The following is a 24,757-nucleotide window of genomic DNA, read 5'->3' on the forward strand; positions in this document are numbered from 1 at the left end:
ATATTATAATTGCAAGCCTTCTGAAATAAGGGTAAAATGAAGATAACACAAGACAAAAAGGAGGTACCCATTATGAAGAAAGATGTATTGGATTTTGTTATTGAAAAAACTCACGAACTGATTAATTCCCCTACCTGCAGCAAAGAGACCAAAGAGGCAGCCAATGCCTGGCTGAGCGCTGTGGAGAACGGCAAAGAAACAGAGGAAACACAGAGATACATAGCCGAATTGGAAGAAGATATTATGCCAGTTGACACTCTGATCGCTTTTGCAGAGTCTGACGCCGGAGCACAGGTATTCGGAGCAGACAAAGCAAAAGACGTTGCCGCACATGCCAGGGACATCAAGTCAAACGGTGCCGAATACTGTGACTGTCCTGCCTGTGCAGCTGCAGCCGCCATCCTGGAAATAAAAGATCAGCTCTAGGAAACCCGCAAAACTTATATAACTTCAGCTGCCCCGGATATACAGCATATCGTCTGCATATCCGGGGGCTGTTTTAACCTGCAGTTTCCTGGCCCTGGCTGTACCAATAATTTTTAAAGTCGTATTTGAGTACACGGTAAGCATATTTGTCCGCGTCATAGGTAAATTTCCCGATCAGTTTTCCTTTGCTGTCGTATTCACCATAGGATTTATCCATGCCGCTGCTGTAAGTAATGTTTCCGTGATATTGCTGGACACTGCTTACAATGCTGGAATAAGGCAGTGCAAAGGAAGTGACAAGTTTATAAGTTCCCTTATTCTCGTCAACCAGATACTTATAGTACATAGACTTTGTGCCGGATTCAAATTCTCCGGTCCCCGGATACAGGCTCCAGTCAAAACTTGGGTACGCAGATGAACTTCCGTAATTATTGTTGAACATATAAAGGTAATACTGTCCATCTTCTAAAGAATCGTCTTTTTCATAAGTGATCGTGTGCTGTCCTGCCTGGGACACAAACGTGCCGCTCTTTTTCAGCTGGTATTTTTTAAGCCCTGTCCCTTCATAGAGGCTGCCCCCATGGATCAGATAATCGATGGATGGGGTTTTATAAATATTCTTCATCTTGATCACCGTGCTCTGTTCTCTGCTGCTCAGTACGAGACTTCCGTCCTCCAATATGTCAAAGGAATTCAGATGAATCCAGTCAAGTTCCGTTCCCCCGTATGTGTTTTTCCCGCTTTCTCTCTGCTTTGCCGTCTTTCTGATTTCCTTAAAATATTCCTCAAAATCAATAAGTTTTTCCACTTTCCCGGTTTTTACATCCACTGCGATTAACACATCTTCTATAGTATCTTTTTTCTTGTCATTGACCAGGCAGAGAATCTTATGGCTGTCCTCGTCATAAGCAAAATCGTGGTGCAGTTCATATCCGCCGATAGAGTAAGTCTTCGTCACTTTGCCCAGTCCGTTGACGAGTGCGATTTTGTCCTCTTCATAAGAATAGGCCATCTGTCCCCCAATGAACAAAAGGCGGTCTGACCGGTAGGAATTCAGAGGGATCTTTCCTCTGCTGGTGCCGCTGTTGTCGTAAAGATAAATATTTGCATTATCGGTCTTATCATGTCCCAGCATGGCAAACAGCCCGCCGGACAGCTCCGTGGTCCCGTTTCCGCTTTTTAAGCTGGAAACTGCCGGAATCTCGGAATCTGCCGCTGTTGTCACCCGGAAAGCTTCCCTGTAATCAATGTTTTCATCTTTATCATAAAAGGTGAGCAGTACTTGATTGCTCTTGCCCGGCACAAGCCCCGTAATCAAAAACTCCTGCTCATCTTTCCTGCTGCTGTTATTCTTCAGGGTATACGAATAATCAGCTTTTCCCTTGACCCGAATCGTACACTTTACCGTGACTTCTTCGGATGAGATCCCGTAAAAATACACGGCGCCTGTATTGGTGCCGTACGGATTCTTAACAAGAAGCGGATCCTTAACAGTATACTTCTTTTTTGTTTTCCACTTGGCCAGCTGCTGGTCTGTCTCCTTCTGGTAAGCCTTCGTATAAATATTTGTTTCTTTATGTTTGACTGTTTTCACCTTGCTGCTTATCTTTACAGGTGCAGACTCTGCCCAGACAAGAGGCAGCAGGTTCCGGCTGAATGCGAAACCTGCTGCTGTGATGAGTGCTAATAAAATAATATAATGCTTTTTCTTCATGCTTCCTCCATTCCTTTCATTTGATCTGACAGGAATAGAATACAAGATAAATCTTGTTAAACTTTGAAGAAAATGTGAGAATTTTGTGTATAAAACCAATCCTAGAATAAATATCCTTGAAAATTGTACTTCATGACTCTGTAGGAATACTTATCCGCATCGTAGCTAAAGGAATAAATCAGCTTTCCGTCCTTGTCGTATTCCCCAAAGGTTTTGCTTGTTCCGCTTCCGAAAGAGATATTGTTCTTCATGTGCTCCACGCTGCTGACAATCGGTGAGTATGGGATTGCGAACGACTGAACAAGCTTGTACGTTCTTTTATTTTCATCCACAAGATATTTATAATACATGGACTTATCCCCTTCTTTCATTGTTCCCGTGCCAGGGAACATACTCCAGTCAAAGCTCTTGATCGTGGCTGAATATCCATAGTTGTTATTAAACATATAGAGATAGTACTGTCCCTTCGGAAGTGATTTATCATGTTCAACTGAAATGGTATGCTGCCCTGCCTGTCCCACAAAGGTGCCCTCTTTTTTCAGCATATATTTCTGATAATCTGTTCCGTTGTAGACAGTGCCTCCATGGATCAGGTAATCCACCTCCGGCTTTTCAAAGACATTTTTCATCTTGATGAGAGTGCTCTGTTCCCTGCTGCTGAAAATCATACTGTCATCATCGATCATATTCATGGAATTTAAATGAATCCAGTCTAATCCGGTTCCCCCGTAGGTATTTTTCTTCGGACGGTATGCCAGGTTTCTCATAGTTTTAAAGTAGTCCTCAAAGTCGATCAGTTCCTTGACTTCTCCTGTTTTTACATCCACGGATACAACCACATCCTCAATGGTATCCTGCTTTTTGTCATTGACCAGACAAATGAACTTGTTTTGCTTTTCAGCATACAGAAAATCGTGGTGAAATTCATAATTTTCGCCCAGATCATAGGTCTTTGTAACTTTTCCAAGACGGCTGACCATGGCAATCTTGTTAAAATCATAAGAGTACGCCATTTCATCACCGACAAAGAGCAGGCGGTCTGTGCGGTACTTATTCAAAGGCATCCGTCCTCTGTTGACTCCATTGTTGTCATAGAGATAAATGTTGGCATTCTGGGCTTTATCATGACCAAGCAGTGCAAACAGCCCGTCCTCCATTTTTTGTGAAGAAGTCCCCTTGGTTTTTTTCAGTATTCTCGGTATGACATTGTCCTCCGGAATATCCACATAAAAATACTGCTTTTCGACAGCCCTTTTGTCTTCATTAAAAAATTCCATGGTTACCTTATTTCTTGTTCCCGCAGAAAGCCCGATGATCTGGTACTCATGGGTTGTGCTGTATTTCTTTTTTCCCTTTAATGTATGCTTATATACAGCTGCTCCGACATTGGGTGCTTCTACGGTGCAGACAGCATAGGATGCACGGTCTGTTTTTCCATAATAGTATAGGGCAGTGGTATTTGTACCATAGGCATTACGAATTACCATAGGTTTCTGAATCGTATAATTTTTCTTTTTCTGCTTGTCAATCTGATCCTGAGATTCCTTTTGGTAAGCTTCTGTAAACACATCCTTTTCCTTGTGTTCCAGTGTCATCGGCTTAACTTTAATCTCCCTTAGCTTTACACTTTTTAAAAACTGCTCTTCCTTGTAATTTGCGTATACCCGGTATCCGAAAAAACCGGCTGCCATAAGAACCAGAACTGCCAAAATGCATATCATAACTTTTTTCTGTTTATGTTTTTTTGACTCTCTTCCCTGCATTTCTTCAATCATTCCTTTCAGATAGCTCATTTCTCATTATCCTCCTGTGACATTTTCAACGGTATTATATCACATTTTCACAATATATGTAACTATTTTGTAATATTTTTAATATAAATGCAAAGAGGAGCAGAAAAACTGCAGTGACTGCACTTCCTCTACTCCTCTTATTGTTTCCCCTAATTACTTACTTATGCCCTAAGCTCAATTCCCAATGTTTTTAATTCATCTAAAATCTTTTCAACGATCTTGTTGATCTCCGCTTCCTCCAGTGTTCTGTCCTGAGCACGGAAGGTCAGAGAATATGCAACAGATTTATATCCTTTGTCAATCTGGTCGCCCTCGTAAACATCAAACAGTTCAAATCCTTCCAGAAGCTTTCCGCCTTTCTCCCTGAAGATCTTTTCAATCTGGCCTACAAAAATCTCTTTTTTGACAACCATACTCAAATCACGTTTCATGGCAGGGAATTTTGCCACTCCTGTATATTTACGGTCGAAGGTCGCCTGCTCACAGATCACGGGCATGTCAATGACAGCTGCGTAGACTTCCCCCTTCATGTCATAGTTTTCAACAGCCTGGGGATGCATCTGTCCGATATATGCGGCTTTTTCTCCGCCGATCAGAACATCAGCCTGGCGTCCCGGATGCATAAACGGATGGTCTTTGACCGGAACATATTCAGCCTGTCCGCCAAGTCCCAGATCTCCGAACAAATCCTCCAGTGCCCCTTTCAGCGTGAAGAAATCACAGTCACCATACATTCCCAAAGTAAGCTGCATCCGTTCATCCGGAAGTTCTGTCAGCGGAAGATTCTTTGGCAGATAGATGTTTCCAAACTCATAAAGGCGTACATTCTGATTTCTGTGGCTGTAATTATTTGCAAGGGATGTCATCATGCCATTTAAGGAAATGGTACGCATAATGCTGAAATCCTCACCCAGCGGATTGGAAATCTTTATTGCCTCCCGCTCCCTGGCATCTTCCGGCAGCAAAAGCAGGTCAAAAACTTTCGGACTTTCAAAAGAGTAGCACATTCCGCCGCTGAATCCATTTTTCTCAACGGACTCTCTCGCAATGTCCTCTACCCGGATCTTAAATGGCTTTTTGCCTGCTGTAGCCTCTCCTCTCGGAAGAGTGACCGGAATGTTGTCGTATCCGTAAAATCTCGCCACTTCCTCTGCCAGATCAGCCATGCAGTTTAAATCCTGCCGGAAAGACGGGATCAGCAGTTCGTTGGCGTCTACATCATATTTCACGTCAATGCGTCTGAAATACTCGATCATATCTTCCATGGAGATTTTTGTGCCGAGAAGGGCATTGATCTTGTCTGTCTCTAACGGAAGGCGTACCGGCTGTTTCGGATTTGGGTATACATCCACAGCGCCCCCGATCACTTCTCCTGCTCCCAGCTCTTCAATCAGCTGGCAAGCACGGTCCATGGCAGCCATTGCATTTTCCGGGTCCAATCCCTTTTCAAACTTGCTGGAAGCATCCGTCCTAAGACCGATTCTTTTGGAGGAAAGACGAATATTAGTGCCATCGAAGCAGGCAGCTTCAAATAATAATGTCTTGATATCATCCGTTACCATGGAGTTTTCGCCTCCCATGATACCGGCAATTCCAACTTCCTTTTCCCCATCGCAGATCATGAGTACATCGCTGTCCAGATTTCTTTCTTCGCCGTCCAGAGTGGTGAACTTATCCCCGTCCTTAGCCCTGCGCACAATAATCTCATTTCCCGCTATGGTGTCTAAGTCATAGGCATGCATAGGCTGTCCATACTCTTCCATCACATAGTTTGTAATATCTACCAGGTTATTGATCGGACGGATGCCCATAGCTGCCAGCCTTCTCTGCATCCATTCCGGAGACGGTGCAAGCTTGATATTTTTCACGACTCTGGCCGTATATCTTGGACAAAGTTCTGTATCTTTTACGGTCACTTTGATAAAATCATTCACGTCCTCGCCGTTGCCTGTCTCTTTTACTACAGGCGGATGGAACTCTTTATGAAAGGTTGCAGCCACTTCTCTTGCCATACCGATCATGCTGAAACAGTCTACACGATTTGATGTGATCTCAAATTCCACTACCTGGTCACGAAGCCCCATGGCCTCCACAGCATCATCTCCCGGCTTTACATCCTTCTTAAATATATAAATACCGTCTTCCGGCGCTTCCGGATACATATCTTTGGTAGTTCCCAGTTCCTCCACAGAACACATCATCCCGAAAGATGCCACACCCCTTAATTTTCCTTTTTTGATTTTGATGCCGTTTTCCGGATTTGGGCTGCCGTCATGGCCTCCGGCTACTCTTCCTCCCACTAAAACCACAGGGACCAGATCACCTTCTGATACATTGCTGGCACCTGTGACGATCTGGATGGTCTCTGTTCCCACATCTACCTGGCAGACGATCAGCTTGTCTGCATCCGGATGCTTTTCAATGGAAAGAATTTTTCCTACAACAATCTTTTCCAGGTTTTTATCTAATTCCTCATAACATTCCACATTTGATCCGGAAAGTGTCATCTTGTCCACATACTCCTGAATCGTACAGTCAAGATCCGGCACATATGCCTTGATCCATGAAATTGGTGTATTCATTCTCTATTCTCCTTCAATCATTATCCTAAATTCACTGAAATCTTCCTAAACTGCCGCTTTAGAACTGGCTTAAAAATCTCTTATCATTTTCATAAAGCAGGCGCATATCATCAATCTCATATTTCAGGAGCGCTACACGTTCCAGACCGATTCCAAAGGCAAAACCTGAATAGATGTCCGGGTCGATTCCGCATGCCCTGAGTACATTCGGATGCACCATACCACAGCCTAAGATCTCGATCCAGCCGCTTCCCTTGCACATGCGGCAGCCCTTTCCTCCACACTTAAAGCAAGTGATATCCACCTCTGCGCTTGGCTCTGTGAACGGAAAATGATGCGGGCGGAATTTGACCTTTGTCTCCGGTCCGAAAAATTCCGTGGCAAACTGCTGAAGCGTCCCTTTCAGATCCGCAAAGGTGATCCCTTTGTCCACGACCAGCCCCTCCACCTGATGGAAAGACGGAGAGTGGGTAGCATCCACTTCATCGGAGCGGAATACCCTTCCAGGTGCAATCATCCGGATCGGCATTTTGCCTGTCTCCATCACGCGGGCCTGTACCGGTGATGTCTGTGTTCTCAATAAAATATCTTTTGAGATAAAAAAGGTATCCTGTTCATCCTTCGCGGGATGATTTTCAGGAATATTCAGCATTTCAAAATTATACTTATCGTATTCTACTTCCGGGCCTTCCACAACCTCATAGCCCATCCCTATAAATACCCGCTCCAAATCTTCCAGGGCAATCTGGTTCGGATGACGGTGTCCTTTTTCATGCACCTTTCCTGGAAGCGTCACATCGATGACTTCCTTTTTAAGTTTTTCTTCCATGATCTTTTTCTTGAGCACGGACATTTCCTTTTCCAGTGCCTGTTCAATAACCGCACGTGTATCGTTGACCATCTGTCCTACGGCAGGACGTTCCTCTTTCGCAACATCCTTCATGCCCTTTAATACCTGGGTCAGCTCTCCCTTTTTCCCAAGGACCGCTACCCTGATATCATTCAGAGCGTCCATGGCCTCTGCTGTGTTGATCTTCTCCAAGGCCTCTTTTCTAATCGCCTCAAGTTTCTCCTTCATAATCACTTCTCCTTGTACTTATAGAATTAAAAAATCCCGTTCCTTATAAAATATATAAGGGACGGGAATCATCTCGCGGTACCACCCTAATTCCAGGCACAAAAAGATACCTGGCACTTAGTATCCTGCGTAACGTGCAGCCTGCGTTATCCCCTACTGATATTTCAGGGATACAACTCCGGTGTGAAATTCGGGAATAGCTTCCTTACTGTGCACCTTCTCTGTCTTTATCATTCCTTATTCTATCACACAAAGGCAGAATGTCAAGACGGAATAACAATCCTCACCTTATGGATATCTAATTATTTTTTTAATGAGAGCACCTCTGTGCCGGCATTCAGTTCACCGGCATTTACTATCGTAATACTCGTATACTCCTCGCTGTTGCTCACAACGACCGGTGTTGTGACAAAAAATCCTTTTTGTTTAATTTCCTCAAGATCAAATTCAGCGATTCTGTCTCCTTTTTTCACCCTCATGCCGGGCTCCACCTTCACATGATGATATTTCCCGGCCAGTTTCACCGTATCAATCCCCATATGGATAAGGATTTCAGCCCCTCCCCCGGATTTAATGCAGATGGCATGTTTGGTATTAAATACAGCAGTGACCGTGCCGTCTGCCGGGGCAAAGACCGTTCCTTCAGCCGGCCTTACGGCAAATCCCTGCCCGAGCATTCCTCCTGCAAAGACCTCATCTTCCACTTCACTAAGTTCTATGACTTCTCCTTTGACAGGCATGCAGACTGATTCTGCTGCCACCTCTGGTATCTCTTCTGCCGCCGGCATTCTCGGCATTTCCACAGCTGTCCTGTCTGACATACTGCTTGCCAGATAATCCTCCAGATTTGACTTTATGACTGTGACCATCGGTCCATAAATAATCTGAACCCCATCGCCTTTCTTTACAATTCCCCTGGAACCGCTCTCTTTCAATATCCTGTCATTCACCTTTTCCGGATCCAAAATCGTACATCTTAAGCGTGTGACACAGCAGTCAACATCTTTTACATTTGCTTTCCCACCTAAACCGGCAACGATCAGTGCTGATATATCAGATCCGTCAATTTCAGGATCACTCTCCAAAGGCTTTGATGCCATATCAGTTTTGGTATACAGCTTGATATTCTGGTCTTCCTTCTCCCTTCCCGGAGTCTTCAGGTTTAATTTTCTGATCAGAAAGCTGAACAGAAAGTAATATACAATAAAATATACAATGCCCACCGGAATGAACATGAGCCAGTTAGTTTTTGACTGTCCCTGAAGAACGCCAAAAAGAAACATATCGATGATACCCCCTGAAAAAGTCAGGCCCACGCAGACTCTAAGCATATGCATAAGCATATAAGCCGCTCCTGCAAAAACACAGTGTATTGCGTACAGACCCGGCGCCACAAATAAAAACGTAAATTCAAGAGGCTCTGTGATCCCCGTCAGCATAGAAGTCAGAGCAGCAGAAGCCAGCAGGCCGGCCACGGCCTTTCTTTTCTCCGGCCTTGCACACCTGTACATGGCAAATGCAGCTCCCGGCAGGCCAAAGATCATCAGAGGAAATTTGCCCGTCATAAATCTTGTGGCAGAAACCGCAAAATGGGTTGTCCCTGGATCGGCCAGCTGCGCGAAAAAGATATTTTGAGCGCCGTCGATCATCTTCCCTCCGATTTCCATCGTGCCTCCAAGAGAAGTCTGCCAAAACGGCAGATAAAATACGTGATGCAGTCCGAACGGGATCAGTGCACGCTCCATAACACCATAAACAAAGGTGCCGAGATAACCTGAAGCACTCACAAACCCTCCTGCCGCATACATAGCATCCTGGATGGGCGGCCAGATAAAATACATCAGGATTCCCACAAACACAAATACAACGGTACAAATAACCGGTACAAATCTTGTCCCTCCGAAAAAGGACAATACTTCCGGAAGTTTGATTTTATAAAATTTGTTGTGCAGTGCTGAAACACCGAGGCCAACGATAATACCTCCGAACACTCCCATCTGAAGAGAGGTGATCCCCAGAACAGAAGCTGTTGCACCCTCACGCATGGCCTCTGCCCCGCCGTTGATGGAAATCATGGCTGAGATAGCCGTATGCATAATAAAAAAAGCAATAGCGCCGGCCAGTGCCGCGACTTCCTTTTCAGCTCTGGCCATACCCACGGAAACTCCGATGGCAAAAATCAGCGGCAGGTTTCCGAATACGGCATTTCCGCAGTCACCGCAGACTTTTAATATTGCATATGGAATCGTGTCCGGTCCCATAATTTTCATCAGTCCATAGGCATTCAGCATTGTTTCATTTGTCAGTGATTGTCCGATTCCCAACAGCAGCCCCGCCACAGGCAGAATTGCGATCGGAAGCATGAAGGAACGTCCCACACGCTGTAAAACACCGAATATTTTGTCTTTCATATTTTCCCTCCTAAACACCTCATATCAAAGACATATCTGATGTTTCGGCTTTATATTTACACTGAAACCCCTTTTCATACAGTTACAGCGCTGCTATCATAACATCCATTGTTCCGTTAAAAACAGTTTCCTTCTGGTCTGAACAGATAAGGAAATGGTCACCTTTTTTAACACTCTGGCCATCTATATCCCCTTGTCCTTCTATCACGCTGACCATCTGGAACGGTGAACAATTTTCTATTGTATTCCTGCCGTTCAATTTATAGCAGTCTACTTTAAAGAAATCACTCTCCACATACCTTACTTTTGTTCCATTTTCGATTTTGCTTTCACTGAAGCTTTTACTGCTGCTGATCTGTGCAGGAACATTGGTAACATCAATAGACTGCTGAACATGCAGCTGTCTCTCATTGCCGTCCTGATCCTTGCGGTGATAATCGTAAACACGGTAAGTAATGTCAGAAGACTGCTGGGCTTCATAGATCAGCGATCCGCTGCAGATAGCATGCAGTGTGCCGGAAGGTATATAAAAGAAGTCTCCTTTTTTAATATCAAAGGAATTCAAAAGATTGTCATAATCATCTTCCTCTATGGCTTTTATAAATTCTTCCTTTGTTTTTGCATGATGGCCCATGACCATTTTGGTGCCCTCGTCCGCCTGAAGTACATACCAGCATTCTGTTTTTCCTAAAGAATCTTCATGAACCTTTGCATATTCATCATTGGGATGAACCTGCACAGACAAGTCATCTCTGGCATCAATAATCTTTACCAGAAGAGGAAATTCATCACCCTCAATATTTCCAAACAGTTCACGATGATTTTCAAAAAGCCATGAAAGCGTTTTTCCGGCAAACTCGCTGTTTTCGATTGTACAGTCACCATTCTTATGGGCAGAGATAGCCCAGCATTCACCCGTATGGCTGCTGGGGATCTCATATCCGTACACATCTTTCAGCTTGCGGCCTCCCCAGATCATTTCTTTAAACACCGGTTTCATTTTTAAAATATGTCCCATAATCTTTTCCCCCTAAGGCTTATTTGCTGAATTTAGATTTTAGTTTCTTTTTGATTACTCCAAAAAAGCTCAGAGAACGGACCATATGATCCGGGGCTACATATTTGCTGATCGCACGAAGTACCTTTTTCGGCTCTTTTGAAGCAAACGAATAAGTTCCGTTTTCTTTCGTCTGCAATGCATAACGCGGAATGTGTTTTCCCTTGAACATGACTGAGGCAATCACATAATCAACTTCCTTCCAGGGAATCTGAATAAAGTCATTCACATTCCTGTCATTATAAAATTCAAATCCTTTATCACCGATCATAATCTTTCCATAACTGTTCAGACCGTGATATGAAGTTCCGCTGATCACCAGATCTACTTTTGTGTTTATTGACTGAGCCATAGCAACTCTCCATTTCTATTTTATTCTTTGCGCATTCAGCGCAGCTTTGGTATCTTACACATTATATCATGTTATTGTTCTGCGGAGAACAACGTTTTTAAGCCTTCTTCGGCACATGATCTGCCTCATATAATCAAAGAAAAAAAGTTCGGATTGCTCCGAACTTTTTTCATTAGCTTATAACAATCCGATAAGGTGTCCGCCAATACCAACTAAGAATAATGCGATGATAATAATGATCGGTGAAACATTCTTTTTCAGCAGCCACATACAGAATAATGTTAATAACAATGGAACTAATCCAGGAATCAAAGAATCCAGGTTGTTCTGTAAGGTTGTAACCTTGGTAGCAGACAGGGACAGTCCTGATGCATACTGTTCAAATGCCTGCTGTACTCCTTTTGCCCCTTCCGGAAGCTTAGACCAGTCGATGTACGCCCCGTCACTTAAGCTTACCTTTGATACGACTGGCTGGAAACTGATGGATACCCACCGCTGAACCAATGATCCAAGAATAAACATACCGAGGATAGATGCACCTTTTGTGACTTTCTGTAATACTCCGCCGGAAAGATCCTCTGTAATCTTTGCACCTGCTTTGTATCCGAATTCCTGTGTATACCACATGAATCCCCAACGAATTACATTCCACAATACGAAGAATAAGATTGGTCCTAAAATGTTTCCTGTCATTGCCAGAGAAGCACCGAGAGCTCCTAAGATCGGACGTACTGTAAACCAGAATACCGGATCACCGACACCGGCCAGAGGTCCCATCATACCGACTTTAACACCCTGGATCGCTGCATCGTCAACTTCTGCTCCGTTTGCACGTTCCTCTTCCAATGCCAGTGTAACACCGATAACCGGAGAAGCCACATAAGGATGAGTATTAAAGAATTCCAAGTGACGTTTTAACGCCTCTGAACGTTCTTCATCTGTTTTGTATAACTTTTTGATAGCCGGAATGATTGAGAATGCCCAGCCACCGTTCTGCATACGTTCATAGTTCCAAGAACCCTGAAGGAAGGTAGAGCGCAATGCAACGGACAATCGTTCCTTCTTACTTAATGTAATTTTTTCTGCCATTTTTCATACCTCCTTCAATTAATAATTATTTAAGATGTCGCCCAGCGGATCACCTGTATTGCTTCCTCCGCCATTGGAAGAACCGCCGCTCTCAGACAATGTTAAGTAGATCAATGCCAAAGATACACCGATTGCTCCTAATGCGATTAATGTTAAATCTGAAAGTGCTGCTACACAGAAACCGATTGCAAAGAACGGCCAAACTTCTTTTGTTGCCATCATGTTGATAACCATTGCATAACCAACGGCTACAACCATTCCTCCGCCGATTGCCATACCGTCTGTAAGCCATGCCGGCATAGATGTCAGGAACTTCTGTACTGTTGTTGCAGGAATAAACAGAAGCGCTCCTGCCGGAATCGCAATACGGAGTCCCTGCATAGCAATCGCGATGATATGCCACAGTTCAACACCTCTGAAATTTGCTTTTTCAGCAGCTGCATCCATACGGTGAACACATGCTACAGAAAGTGTACGTACGATCATTGTTAAGAATAAACCTGCAACTGCCAAAGGAATGGCAACTGCGATAGCAGTGCTGACACCTGCTGTGCCCTGTCCTCCCAGGACTAAGATGATAGCGGAAGCTACGGAAGCTAACGCGGCATCCGGTGCAACAGCGGCACCGATGTTTGCCCATCCTAAAGCGATCATCTGTAATGTACCGCCCAAAATAATACCCGCTTCTAACTGACCGGTAACAAGTCCAATTAAGGTACATGCAACCAACGGCTGATGGAACTGGAATTCATCCAGTACTCCTTCCATACCAGCTAGAAAGGCAACTATAATAACTAATACGATTGAAATTGCTGACATTATAATTCCTCCTCTATTCTCTGATTGTGTGAAGCTTAAGACAACTCAGCTTCCGCTTTTTTTATGATCTCATCCATGTTTTCTTTGGAATCGCTCGGTACTTTGCGGACATCAAAGGAAATTCCTTTTTCCTTTAATTTTGCGAAAGTCTCCACATCTTCTTTTCCCAAAGAGACAACTTTGCTTACTGCAACTTTTCCGACAGAATGAGCCATTGAACCGATGTTCAGTTCTTTGATGTCCACTCCGCCTTCGATAGCACGAAGAGCATCCTGAGGTGTTTCAAAAAGCAGCAGCGCTTTTGTGTTTCCAAAGCGGGGATCTTTTGAAACCTCGATCATTTTGTCCACAGGAACAACATTGGCGCGTACCCCTGGAGGTGCAGCCTCCTGAATTAACTTTTTACGAAGATCATCATGTGCTACAGAATCAGACACAACAATGATCCGGTTCGGCTGGGTTGTTTTTGTCCATGCAGTTGCAACCTGGCCGTGAAGCAGCCGGGAATCAATACGTGCAAGCACATATTTGATATGTCCGTCTCCTAATACTGTCCCCTCCGGAATTGCTCCCTGAGGCTGGCTCTGTGCCGGCTGTGCAGCTGCAGGTTCTGTCTTAGGCTCAAGTTCTTCCGGATAAATCCGTACCCCTTCTTTACCGCTTCCTGCGATCTGTACTGCAATCTCATGAGCTGTTTCCATTGTCATACGTGAAGCATAAGCGTCAATCAGCATCGGCAAATTCAAACCGGCTACAATTGCCCATTTATCCTCATGACCTGATACCAGGCCATTTGCCTGGTTGAACGGGGTACCACCCCAAAGATCCACTAAGAATAACACTTCATCCTGATTTTCGAAAGAAGCGATTGCATCTTCCATCTTCTTTTTGACGTCGTTTGGCCCTTCGCTTGGCTGCAGTGTAACAGCTGCCACATCAGGCTGGTCTCCGAAGATCATGGATCCAGACTGCATGATCCCAGTCGCAAATCCACCATGCGTAGCAAGAATAATTCCTACCATTTAAACATTCCTCCTTTTCTAGTTATCTTTCGGAATCTTTGTTCTGTTCTCTTGATTAAGAACTCAAATCCCTTTTATTAAAATCCCCCGCTGGGGGTGATTTCCTATGGAATAAAAAAACCTGACTCAAACAATGAATCCTTTCCCGCTCCATACACCCCGACAAATGCTGCGAAATATATGGATTTTAAAAAAAATCCTTTGGTTTGAATCAGGTTTAGCCTGCATTACCAGTAACAATCCTTATTCTATATCAATATTAACTTTTATCTTGTGACAACCCGCTTAATATGTACAGTGAGATACATCATTTCTTCATCTGTAATATCGTGGTTGCATGTGTTTTTTATATAAATCCTGATTTTTTCGACACAGTCCAGACACTCCTGATACTTGTTCCGGATGATCTCCTGAAACTCCGTATCGTCACTTTCCACCTCGTTGCCTGTAAAGATTCTCTGGGCAAAGAACTTCAAGTGTGTGATAAACCGTTCGTAAAAAACAGAGTCTTTATCCATCTGGTTCGGAAAACAGTCGTCAACGATCTTCAGAATATTTTTTGTCAGTTTCGTCATGGAAACCATCTCTGTCATATCCAGATCCAGCTCTGCGTTGACAATATGAAGTGCAATGAATGCCGCTTCATCCTGAGGCAGAGTGACCTTAAGCTTTCTTTCGATCATTCCAATCGCTGCCTGCCCGATTAAATATTCCTGATAGTAGAACTTCTTGATTTCCCATAAAAATGGGTTTTGGAAGGGAACTCCCATTTCTACCCGTTCAATGGCAAAATTAATATGGTCTGTGAGAGAAATATAAATATTGTCATTGATATTCTTTTGCAAAGTATCTTTTGCATATTGAATAATTTCATTACATATTTCCAATCGCTCTATGGGAATGTCCTCGACCAGCTGCTGAAAGCGGTTTGTCATCCCATGGTCTTTCATAATATAAGTCTTTTCAACCTTATCCGGGTTAATCTCGTCTCCCGGACGCCCTTGAAAGCCCAATCCTCTTCCCATTAGTACCACTTCACGATGGCTGTTATCTTCTGAAATTACAATATTATTATTTATAATTCTTGTAATTTGCACAGTTCCACTCCGTATTGTAAAATATTAAGTTAAGAAAAAAAATAAACCACACCTATTGAAATCTATCTCTAAAAATCCCATAAGTTGGTTTAGCCTGCATTACCAGTAACAATCCTTCTTTCTTTATTCTCCTAACTTATTTCCAATTTTATCAAAGCCAACCCTCTATGTCAACCACTTTGTTTATATTTTTTTTATAATTTTTTAAGATTTATTATCTATAAGACAAAGCACATTCTTCTGAAAGTCCGGGAATCCCTTGTACAGGCGCTTCAGGCAATTTCCCTCCTGTCAGTATTTTTTCTTGAGTATTTACAGTACTTATGGTAGAATATATAAATTATTTGCGTAAAATTAAGCTTTATTCACTTTATATGATCTGAGAGGTATTCATATGTTAAAGTTTATTGCCCTTCTGAATTCGGTTATTGCCAAAGCCCAGAAGGATCACATCACCGCCTTCTCTGCCCAGGCGGCATTCTTTACGGTGCTTTCCTTTTTTCCGTTTTTGATTGTCGTGCTGAGCCTGATGCGTTTTGTGCCTGTGACACCGGCAGACCTGATCGGGCTTGTCAACTACTATCTGCCTGAGCAGTACAGTGTAAGTCTTGTTGCGGTTATCAATTCCTTATACGGAAAGATAACGACAACTTACATGTCATTTACAATCATCACCTTGCTCTGGTCAGCATCCAAAGGTATTCTTTCCATGATGACCGGGCTGAACACCATACATGAAATCCCGGAAAAGAGAAATTATTTTGTACTGCGGTTTATTGCCACACTATATATTGCATTTATCGCTGTTGCTGTCCTGATCGGGATCATCGTGCTTTTATTCGGTAATACTCTGCTGAACCAGCTTTACCAGTTCTACCCGTTCCTTGCAACGCAGCATATCGTTTTTCTGCTGATTCGTTTTGGAATAGCGTTTTTTATTTTCTTTCTGGTGTTTTTTATTATGTACCGCTTTCTTCCAAGTGAACATTTTAAAGCAAAACAGGTAATGCCGGGTGTAATTTTCAGTTCTGCAGGATGGATCATTTTGTCCTCCCTGTTTTCTATTTATTTTGATAATTTTAAATTTTTCAGTATTATGTACGGCGGGCTGACCGGTATTCTTCTGACACTGTTCTGGCTGTATTTCTGTATGATGATCTTGTTCCTCGGAGCCGAGCTGAACCAATATCTCATGAGAAACCATAAATAAGGACAAAGCGGTGCTTGATCACTTCAGCTTACATGACAAAAACAGGACCTTTTCTGTATTGATAACAGACAGGGTCCTGTTTTTATATGCTTAAAGTATAAAATGTTCCGGAACTCCGTCTTTATACGGAATCCGCACTTCTCCCTGAATCAGCGGTTTGAGATAATCCACCAATTCCTGTGTAATATCATGTCCGTCTTCTGTGATCCATTCAAGAGGCACTGTTTTTTCCACATTTGCAATCTTTGACAAGTCTGCAAGTACAATATCAACCTGATAGTTTTCCCCCGGCAGCCGCCTGATGGCAGACATCTTTCCGCTCTCTCCGCGGATGGCACTGACAGCTGCAAAAGCACCCAGATTTCTGGACTCTATAATATCTGTCTCGCTGAGCATATATCCGGCACAGCGCTGCAGAATATTAAGTTCCACAGAACGCACCTTGCAGCCGATCTGATCCGTAACCACCTGCTCCAGATATTTGCCGATGCCGGACAAATATTTGTGTCCGAAAGCATCTTCCTTCCCGGACTTCATCTCTTCTCCGACATAATTGCCCCGGGCATCCTTCAGTCCTTCGCTGACCGCAATAATGATGTTGTTTTCTTTTTTCAATGCTTCCCTTACATCTTCCACAAAGCGCTCCGTACAGAATGCTTTTTCACACAGATAGATCAGCTGGGGAACATTCCTCGCCTCATTTCTTGCAAGCACCGCACTTGCTGTCAGCCATCCTGCATTTCTTCCCATGACTTCCACTATGGTTACTGACGGAACATCATAAACATAACAGTCACAGGCGATCTCTGTAAAAGCAGTTGCAATAAACTTTGCCGCTGACCCAAAGCCCGGACAGTGATCGGTTTCTCCCAGATCATTGTCAATCGTCTTTGGAGCCCCCATAATCTTAATATCATCCACTCCGTGCTCTTTACAGTACAAAGAGAGCTTATACACGGTGTCCATGGAATCATTTCCTCCCGTATAAATAAAATAGCCAATATTATTCTTTCTGAGAATCCGGATGATCTCCTCAAATTCTCTGGCGTCTTCCTCCGGATTCTTCAGTTTCCAGCGGCAGGATCCCAGCGCAGCAGCCGGTGTGACCGCCAGAAGATCCCTTGTCTCCTGACTTCTGCATATATCGTCCAGCATAACGAAATTTTCATTTAATACTCCCTTGATCCCATTCAGTGCACCATATACATGCTCCACCTGACTGCTTGCAAGGCCAGCGTCAATTACTCCTGTTATCGTCGCGTTGATGGCAGCTGACGGCCCTCCCGACTGTGCCACTAACATGTTTTTCATCCTCGATGTCCTCCTCATTCAGTTGCAAAATTTCTGTACAAATTCTATTTTTTATTATATCGTGTTATAATAAAAATCACAACTGCAGAAAGGAGACTTTGCACTATGAAAACACCTTTAGCAAGACTTCAGGAATCTATGAAGGAGAAAAACCTCACTTATTACCTGATTCCCAGTGAAGATCCTCATCAATCAGAGTATGTCGATGATCACTATAAATGCCGCCAGTTCATCTCCGGTTTTACCGGTTCCTCCGGTGCTGTTCTCGCTGAACAGGACAGCAGCAATCTCTGGACAGACGGAAGATATTTTACTCAGGCAGAATCACAGATTGATACAGAACAAATGAATCTTATGAAAATGGGCGTCTCCGGTGTTCCCACAGTGCTGGAATACCTGGAACAGCATTTGAAGGAAAATGATATCCTTGCCTTAAACGGGCGCACCATCAACACAGCCTACGGCAAAAAACTTTCTGCCCTGGCTGCTTCAAAGAAATCCATTTTAGAAACTGACCACACTCTTGCAGAGGATTTGTGGACTGACCGTCCTCCGGCTGCGGCTTCCGAAATTTTTATCCATGATGAAACTTATGCCGGTGAATCCGTATCTTCAAAGCTGAAAAGAATCCGAAAACAGATGGAGCTGGTTTCCGCTGAGGCCCATTTCATCGCTTCACTGCCGGATATCGCATGGATCTTTAATCTGCGGGGCAGTGACATGGCCTGTACTCCCTTATTTTACAGCTATGCCTGGATTACTATGGAAGGCTGTTTTCTGTTTGTGAAAAAACACTGCCTCTCAGACGCAGCAAAAAGCTATTTAGCCCAAAATCATGTGTCCATTCTGAATTATGATCAAATCGGCACCTTCCTGAAAGAACAGAAAGCAAGCATTCTTATGGACCCGGATACAGTCAGCTACAAACTCTACCTTGAGATTAAGAATAACCGGATTATTTTTGGTGAAAATCCCTCTTACAGTATGAAGGCTGTAAAAAATGATGTGCAGATCAAAGGACTTTACAGCTGCCACCTTTCCGATGGCATTGCAATGACTAAGTTCATGTGCTGGCTGAAGCAGAACATTGGCTCCACCCCTATGACCGAACTTTCTGTTTCAGACCGTCTGGAAGAAGAACGCAAAAAACAGCCTCTGTATCAGGGCCCAAGCTTTGACACCATATGTGCCTATAAAGATCACGCTGCAATGATGCATTATTCCTCCACAGAAGAATCTAATGTTGTACTCAAGCCTGAAGGACTTCTCCTGATTGATTCCGGCGGCCAATATCTGACCGGGACGACAGATGTAACCCGGACATTTATATTAGGTCCCATCACCGAGGAAGAACGGCGGAATTTTACTCTTGTATTAAAAAGTATGCTTTCCCTGGGAGATGCAAAGTTTCTGCTTGGATGCCGGGGCAGCAGCCTGGATATTTTGGCAAGAGGGCCTCTCTGGCAGGAGGGCATTGACTACCGCTGCGGAACCGGACACGGCGTAGGGCATTTTCTGGGTGTCCATGAAGGCCCGAACGCTTTCCGCTGGCAGATCAGGGAAAACCAGCTGGATGCTGTTCTTCTGCCCGGCATGGTAACCACTGATGAACCAGGTGTTTATGTACCCGGAAAATATGGAATCCGCACAGAAAACATGCTTCTGTGCAAAAAACAGAAACAAAATGAATATGGTTCCTTTTTAGAATTTGAACATTTGACATTGGTGCCCATTGATATGGACGGGATAGACGAAACACTTCTCAGCGAAAAGGAGCTTCGTCTCCTTTCTGACTACCACCGTATGGTTTTCGGCCGGCTCTCCCCTCATCTGACAGAAGATGAGACTAACTGGCTGTCCGGTTTTTTGAAACTCTAAAAAGATAATCCCGGCAGTTCTTTTCCTGCCGGGATTATCTTTTTATCTTAAACTATTTTAAACTGCTGTCAGGTCATCCTGTCACTTCTCTAAAAAAATGCCTCGCCCAGGGAAATCATAAGCGGAAGAGTAGCAATGGCTGCGATTGTAGATATGGCAAACAGCTCCGCCGCATAACCTACATCTTTCTTAAACTTAACCGCAAACATGGTTGTTATGGCTGCCGTAGAGGCCGCTGAGGCAAGCAGTGAAAGGATTTTAAGGTCCTTGGCCACAGGCATAAAAAGCAGTATTAAAAACATAGCCAGCGGCACAGCCAAAAGCCGCAGAGCTGTCATAATATAAATTCTTGGTTTCGCCAATGTTTTCATCAGGTTCGTCTGTGCAATGGCAGTTCCCGAAATCATCATTGCTAAGGGAGTGTTCATATCTGCGATGGCCTTCAGCGGCCTGAAAACCAGCACCGGAAACTTAATCTGAAGCAGATAGCAGAAAAGCCCTGTAAATGTGGCAATCATCACAGGGGCTTTAAACACCTCTTTGATGGATTCTTTTTTAAAAGCCCCCTGCATGCTGGCAACTCCATGAGACCAGATAAACAGATTCTGTGCAGCGATAAACGCTGTTATGTAGATAACCCCTTTTGAACCCAGTACCGCCTGGGCTAAAGGGATTCCCATAAATCCGCAGTTTGGATACACCATACTGAACCGTTCCAATACTGTCCGGTCCTGATCCCTGCCCCGAATCAGACAGAAGGACAAAAGGATCGCCAGTCCGTGGGCTATGATCCCCAGTACAAAGGTAATCATGATGCCGTGAAAAATATTTGCGTCAAAATCAATCTGAAAAGACGTGAGCACCACAAAGGGGATCACAAAATACAAGGTAATATTGGAAAGTTCCGCGCTTCCCCTTTCAGTTACAAGGCCCGCTTTATATGCACCTGCCCCCACAGCCATCATCAAAAACATCATGACGATCTGTCCGAATACAATCGAAACAATATTCATGAATTTCCCTCTTTAATCTTCGTCTTCCGATCCGATCCACGTGTTCTTGATATTCTGGTAGGTACCCTCCGTGTTCAGCACCTGCAGGGTTACATTAAACTTCCCTACAGAATCATCATTTTTCCTGAACATAATACCGTAGTTGCTCTCTGCCGAATTCAGCCTTTCATCCAGAGCCGATATCTTATCTCCCTTATAGTTGTCCATAAAATAATCGACACCGGTAGTATCATAAACAGTAGCATCAATCTTGCCTTTTTCAAGTTCTTTAAATACCTTGTCCATAGAGGAATAAGCCTTAATCTTATTCTCTTCTGAAAGGTTCTGCTGTGCATACTCAGCGTTGGATGTCCCCTCTTCCACGCCGATTGTTTTTCCGACCAGTTCTTTCCTGTCTGTGATATTTTTATCTGCATTGACCATGATCTTCAGCGTATTCTCAAAGTAAACATCAGAAAACTGAAACTCTTTCTGACGGCTGTCCGTAATGCAGATGCCGGATATAGCCAAATCAATCTTCTTTTCCCGGAGCAGTTTTGTAAGTTCCCTCATAGGAGCCACGCGGAGTTCATATTTAAAACCAAGATATTCACTCAGGCCTTTCATAAGGTCAATATCAAAGCCTTTCATTTCTTTGGTTTTCTCATCTCTGAAGGAAAATGGTGCCATGCCGTCTGATACACCTATCACCAGCTCTTTCCCCTTCATAGAATCTTTCACTTCTGATGCTGTTATATTTTCTTTTTTTACATCTTTATTTTCTGCCTTCTCTTTGTTCCACGGAAAGCTGCAGCCCCCTAAACAAAAAATAAGACATATCATCATACAAATTGTCAGTAATTTTTTCATGATATGATTCCCCATTTCTATATATTCTTTTTATCATAATATCATTGGTAAATATGGGTGTCAAACGGTCTGGCAATTTTTTCATCGTATAAATCCATTTTGATTGGTGAATGATTTTAATATATCGTTCGCAAGAACAATTTACAAATGGAGGAATTATCATGGCACTTAATAAAGTTGAAATCTGCGGAGTCAATACTGCTTCCCTTCCTTTACTCACCAATGAAGAAAAAGAGGAACTGTTCATAAGAATTGAACAGGGGGACCAGGAAGCCAGGGAACAATACATCAAGGGCAATTTAAGGTTAGTTTTAAGTGTCATTCAACGTTTTTCCGGCAGCAGTGAAAATGCTGATGATCTGTTTCAGGTTGGATGCATCGGACTGATGAAGGCAATCGATAACTTTGACCGCACACTAAACGTTAAGTTTTCTACTTACGCGGTTCCGATGATCATCGGTGAAGTCAGACGTTATCTCAGAGACAACAATTCTATGAGAGTCAGCCGCTCTCTCCGGGATATTGCTTATAAGGCCATAACGGCAAAGGAAGCCCTGACAAAAAAATTCAACAAGGAGCCGACCATCGAAGCCATTGCAGAAGAAATCGAAATGAAAAAAGAAGATGTCTTATTTGCCCTGGATGCGATCGCTACTCCGCTTTCTCTCTATGAACCGGTGTACCAGGATGGGGGAGATACCCTGTTTCTAATGGATCAGGTAAAAGATAAGAAAAACAAAGAAGAACTGTGGGTGGAATCCATCGCACTCAAAGATGCCATGGAACATCTGCCGGAACGGGAATATAATATCATCAAGCTTCGGTTCTTTGACGGCAAAACACAGACTGAGGTAGCTGACGAAATCAGTATCTCCCAGGCACAGGTCAGCCGGCTGGAAAAAAACGCGCTGAAACATATGAAGCACTATCTGGATTAAAACACATGGGACATTTCTTTTAACAGGGAAATGTCCTTTTTTATTTCATCGGAAAGTGCGTCCTATGAAATAAAAAGCACTCCGTGCAGGATGCGCACAAATGTGCAAGGAATCTATTTGCCTTTGGCAAATCACATTTGGCGCGCAAAGTGAACAAGCCCCTCAAAGAGTGAGGGGTGGGGGAGCTGAGGTGGGCGTGCCCACTTTGTTCTTCTTTCACAGCACAGGAATCCAGAATTGAATATCGCTTCGGCCATTCTCAGCTGTTTCCTCTCCATATTTTACAAAATCATATAGATTCCTTTCATTAAACCTGCATGCAGAGTTTGGAAACCACTCTTCATAAATATATTCTGCCGCGGGCTGCAGGCTGTCTTCATTTTTCCCTCGAAAAGAAAATACTGCATATTTGCCGGGCGGCAGAGTAAACGCTTTCATATGTGCCGGAATCCGTTCCAATGAAGTTACCTGAGCTGCCACAATATAATGGAATACTGGCCCGCTGCTTTCATATTCAGCATAATCATTCACGCCGATCAGAAAATCCATTTCTGACCTATTGACGATCTCATATTTATGTTTATGCATCAGTTTCCAGCAGCGCCCGATACTTCCGAATCCCCGCTTTGTACTTCCATCATATCCAATTAGAAGCATACCGTCTTCCTCAGCCATCTTTATATTCAGTATCATGTCACCCGGTATCTTTTTATGTTTTTCAATATTATATTTAAGCTGAACCGGCATAAAATTTCTTTGCTTCCGATAACTGCTGGGTGTACACTTATACATCGACTTAAAACTCCTTGAAAATGAACGCTGAGTATCATATCCCGCGTATAACCCAATCTCCATTAAAGTTTTTTCGGTAAATACAAGCATCCTGGATGCCTCCGTCAGCCTGCGGCGCTGAAGATACTGATGAATAGAAATACCCACAACAAACGTAAACATTCTGTGCAGATGATACTTAGAATACCCCATTTGTTCTGCAATCATATCCAGATTTAATTCCTCATCATTTAAATGTTCCTCTATATAATCCAGCATCCGCCCAATCACCTGTAAATTGTTTTCCATACAAATACCTCCTGCCCTAAGAATAACAAAATACAGGACACAATAGTTCACATATCTTGCTGACTAGATACGAAATCCTTATGCTTTTATTCTGTATATTTATATTTCATTTTATTTTCCTTAAAACGAAAGTCTTTGTTTTCTACGGAAAATTCATTTTCTAAAAAATAACGCTTATCCTCAAAATCAAAAAAGACATGCACATAATACTTCTTCAAGGGAATCAGCTTTTCTTTATAATGTACTAAATTAATTGTATAAGTTCTCGATTCCTCCTTTTGTTTTACTTCTCTCACAGATTTACGCTGGAATACTTGATAAAATCCTGATGTACTATAATTTTCTTCTTTTTTTTCTGCTATTTTCTTTTCTTCTTCAGCTGAATAAATTTGTACCAAAATATGATCTATATCTTTATCAGATTTTGTATAAATATCTATTTTCCCCTTCGGACTAAATCGCGTCTCCACAGTCACTTCGGGAGTAGAGCTAATTACACCTGCAGCAAAACTAAGGGAAAGAGCAAATATAATTGTGTATAATATAAGATCATCCAGCAATATCTTTATCTTTACTATGCTTAATTTTCGATGAAAAAGAAAATAATAATTAAATAAAGCAAAACATATTATCACCAGAACAAGAAAAAAATAAAATACATTTCTTTCAATCACAAACACGGCAATAACACAAAATAGAATTGATAGAATAACTGTAACAATTGAACTTAAAATCACCATGTGATACATTCGGTCTTCCCATTTTTTTAATGGTACATTAAATAGACGCAGATTGTCCTGTTCCATTAAATATAGAAATATATATGACACCACGATAAAAAATGTGGCAGTCAATCCGCAATAAAAAACAAAAAGAGGGGTGATTTTTATTAAACTTCCCCCAATATTTGTTGTGAATATTTTTATCTGCTCTTGTGTTACTTTACCAGTGATTTTAAAACACATCCAAAAAACAGGGACTAATCCTATTAAAAAAACTACTCTCTCTTTTCTATTGACTTTATCATCCATACGATCT

Annotated in this window: 20 protein-coding genes and 1 other annotated feature; of the genes, 4 read left to right on the forward strand and 16 right to left on the reverse strand. The window is 42.9% G+C overall.

The window, feature by feature from the left end; genetic code table 11:
- Window positions 1-72 precede the first annotated feature (72 nt).
- Window positions 73-426 (forward strand): molecular chaperone Hsp90, encoded by a 354-nt coding sequence (locus KH180_RS08915; protein ID WP_290759398.1) that lies wholly within the window; start codon window positions 73-75, stop codon window positions 424-426.
- 73 nt (window positions 427-499) lie between these two features.
- Here the strand turns inward: KH180_RS08915 and KH180_RS08920 are convergent, their stop codons facing one another.
- From KH180_RS08920 to licT, 11 genes are all read right to left on the reverse strand, one after another.
- A complete protein-coding gene (locus KH180_RS08920) occupies window positions 500-2,140 on the reverse strand; it encodes an aryl-sulfate sulfotransferase (RefSeq protein WP_290759401.1) in 1,641 nt (546 codons plus the stop codon).
- Between the two features lie 101 nt (window positions 2,141-2,241).
- On the reverse strand, window positions 2,242-3,933 hold the full coding sequence (locus KH180_RS08925; protein ID WP_290759403.1) for an aryl-sulfate sulfotransferase: 1,692 nt from the start codon (window positions 3,931-3,933) through the stop codon (window positions 2,242-2,244).
- A gap of 161 nt (window positions 3,934-4,094) precedes the next feature.
- Window positions 4,095-6,515: a phenylalanine--tRNA ligase subunit beta gene (gene pheT, locus KH180_RS08930; protein WP_290759405.1), complete on the reverse strand. Its 2,421-nt coding sequence runs from the start codon at window positions 6,513-6,515 to the stop codon at window positions 4,095-4,097.
- Window positions 6,516-6,573: 58 nt separating this feature from the next.
- Window positions 6,574-7,593, reverse strand: a complete 1,020-nt coding sequence (pheS, locus tag KH180_RS08935) for a phenylalanine--tRNA ligase subunit alpha (RefSeq protein ID WP_290759408.1) — start codon at window positions 7,591-7,593, stop codon at window positions 6,574-6,576.
- Between the two features lie 54 nt (window positions 7,594-7,647).
- Window positions 7,648-7,824: a binding site (T-box leader), on the reverse strand.
- A gap of 71 nt (window positions 7,825-7,895) precedes the next feature.
- Window positions 7,896-10,004: a PTS transporter subunit IIABC gene (locus tag KH180_RS08940; RefSeq protein ID WP_290759411.1), complete on the reverse strand. Its 2,109-nt coding sequence runs from the start codon at window positions 10,002-10,004 to the stop codon at window positions 7,896-7,898.
- Window positions 10,005-10,086: 82 nt separating this feature from the next.
- Window positions 10,087-11,022 carry a type I phosphomannose isomerase catalytic subunit gene (locus tag KH180_RS08945; protein ID WP_290759413.1) on the reverse strand — a complete coding sequence of 312 codons (936 nt, stop codon included), beginning with the start codon at window positions 11,020-11,022 and terminating at the stop codon, window positions 10,087-10,089.
- A gap of 19 nt (window positions 11,023-11,041) precedes the next feature.
- Window positions 11,042-11,413: a DUF956 family protein gene (locus tag KH180_RS08950; RefSeq protein WP_290759415.1), complete on the reverse strand. Its 372-nt coding sequence runs from the start codon at window positions 11,411-11,413 to the stop codon at window positions 11,042-11,044.
- A gap of 177 nt (window positions 11,414-11,590) precedes the next feature.
- On the reverse strand, window positions 11,591-12,502 hold the full coding sequence (locus KH180_RS08955; RefSeq protein ID WP_290759417.1) for a PTS system mannose/fructose/sorbose family transporter subunit IID: 912 nt from the start codon (window positions 12,500-12,502) through the stop codon (window positions 11,591-11,593).
- A gap of 18 nt (window positions 12,503-12,520) precedes the next feature.
- On the reverse strand, window positions 12,521-13,321 hold the full coding sequence (locus tag KH180_RS08960; protein ID WP_330624496.1) for a PTS mannose/fructose/sorbose transporter subunit IIC: 801 nt from the start codon (window positions 13,319-13,321) through the stop codon (window positions 12,521-12,523).
- 35 nt (window positions 13,322-13,356) lie between these two features.
- On the reverse strand, window positions 13,357-14,343 hold the full coding sequence (locus KH180_RS08965) for a mannose/fructose/sorbose PTS transporter subunit IIB (protein ID WP_290759419.1): 987 nt from the start codon (window positions 14,341-14,343) through the stop codon (window positions 13,357-13,359).
- 266 nt (window positions 14,344-14,609) lie between these two features.
- Window positions 14,610-15,440: a BglG family transcription antiterminator LicT gene (licT, locus tag KH180_RS08970; protein ID WP_290759421.1), complete on the reverse strand. Its 831-nt coding sequence runs from the start codon at window positions 15,438-15,440 to the stop codon at window positions 14,610-14,612.
- A 394-nt stretch (window positions 15,441-15,834) separates the two neighbouring features.
- Between licT and KH180_RS08975 the strand changes: the two genes are divergently transcribed.
- On the forward strand, window positions 15,835-16,650 hold the full coding sequence (locus tag KH180_RS08975) for a YihY/virulence factor BrkB family protein (RefSeq protein WP_290759424.1): 816 nt from the start codon (window positions 15,835-15,837) through the stop codon (window positions 16,648-16,650).
- A 90-nt stretch (window positions 16,651-16,740) separates the two neighbouring features.
- On the opposite strand, the gene KH180_RS08980 is transcribed toward KH180_RS08975, so the two are convergent.
- On the reverse strand, window positions 16,741-17,961 hold the full coding sequence (locus tag KH180_RS08980) for a 6-phosphofructokinase (RefSeq protein ID WP_290759427.1): 1,221 nt from the start codon (window positions 17,959-17,961) through the stop codon (window positions 16,741-16,743).
- A 105-nt stretch (window positions 17,962-18,066) separates the two neighbouring features.
- Between KH180_RS08980 and KH180_RS08985 the strand changes: the two genes are divergently transcribed.
- Window positions 18,067-19,839 (forward strand): aminopeptidase P family protein, encoded by a 1,773-nt coding sequence (locus KH180_RS08985; RefSeq protein WP_290759430.1) that lies wholly within the window; start codon window positions 18,067-18,069, stop codon window positions 19,837-19,839.
- 89 nt (window positions 19,840-19,928) lie between these two features.
- Here the strand turns inward: KH180_RS08985 and KH180_RS08990 are convergent, their stop codons facing one another.
- Together KH180_RS08990 and KH180_RS08995 are read right to left on the reverse strand one after the other, a co-directional pair.
- Complete coding sequence (locus KH180_RS08990; protein WP_290759433.1) at window positions 19,929-20,852, reverse strand: AEC family transporter; 924 nt, start codon at window positions 20,850-20,852, stop codon at window positions 19,929-19,931.
- Between the two features lie 12 nt (window positions 20,853-20,864).
- Window positions 20,865-21,701: a substrate-binding periplasmic protein gene (locus KH180_RS08995; RefSeq protein WP_290759436.1), complete on the reverse strand. Its 837-nt coding sequence runs from the start codon at window positions 21,699-21,701 to the stop codon at window positions 20,865-20,867.
- A 161-nt stretch (window positions 21,702-21,862) separates the two neighbouring features.
- Here KH180_RS08995 and sigG point away from each other — a divergent pair, with 161 nt between their 5' ends.
- Window positions 21,863-22,639 carry an RNA polymerase sporulation sigma factor SigG gene (gene sigG, locus KH180_RS09000; protein ID WP_290759438.1) on the forward strand — a complete coding sequence of 259 codons (777 nt, stop codon included), beginning with the start codon at window positions 21,863-21,865 and terminating at the stop codon, window positions 22,637-22,639.
- 216 nt (window positions 22,640-22,855) lie between these two features.
- On the opposite strand, the gene KH180_RS09005 is transcribed toward sigG, so the two are convergent.
- Together KH180_RS09005 and KH180_RS09010 are read right to left on the reverse strand one after the other, a co-directional pair.
- The gene (locus KH180_RS09005) at window positions 22,856-23,719 is read right to left on the reverse strand and encodes an AraC family transcriptional regulator (RefSeq protein ID WP_290759440.1); all 864 of its coding nucleotides are present in this window, start codon (window positions 23,717-23,719) and stop codon (window positions 22,856-22,858) included.
- 86 nt (window positions 23,720-23,805) lie between these two features.
- Window positions 23,806-24,750: a hypothetical protein gene (locus KH180_RS09010; protein ID WP_290759442.1), complete on the reverse strand. Its 945-nt coding sequence runs from the start codon at window positions 24,748-24,750 to the stop codon at window positions 23,806-23,808.
- Between the last annotated feature and the right edge of the window lie 7 nt (window positions 24,751-24,757).

The organism is Anaerostipes sp. (assembly GCF_018381315.1).
Classification (GTDB): Bacteria; Bacillota; Clostridia; order Lachnospirales; family Lachnospiraceae; genus Anaerostipes.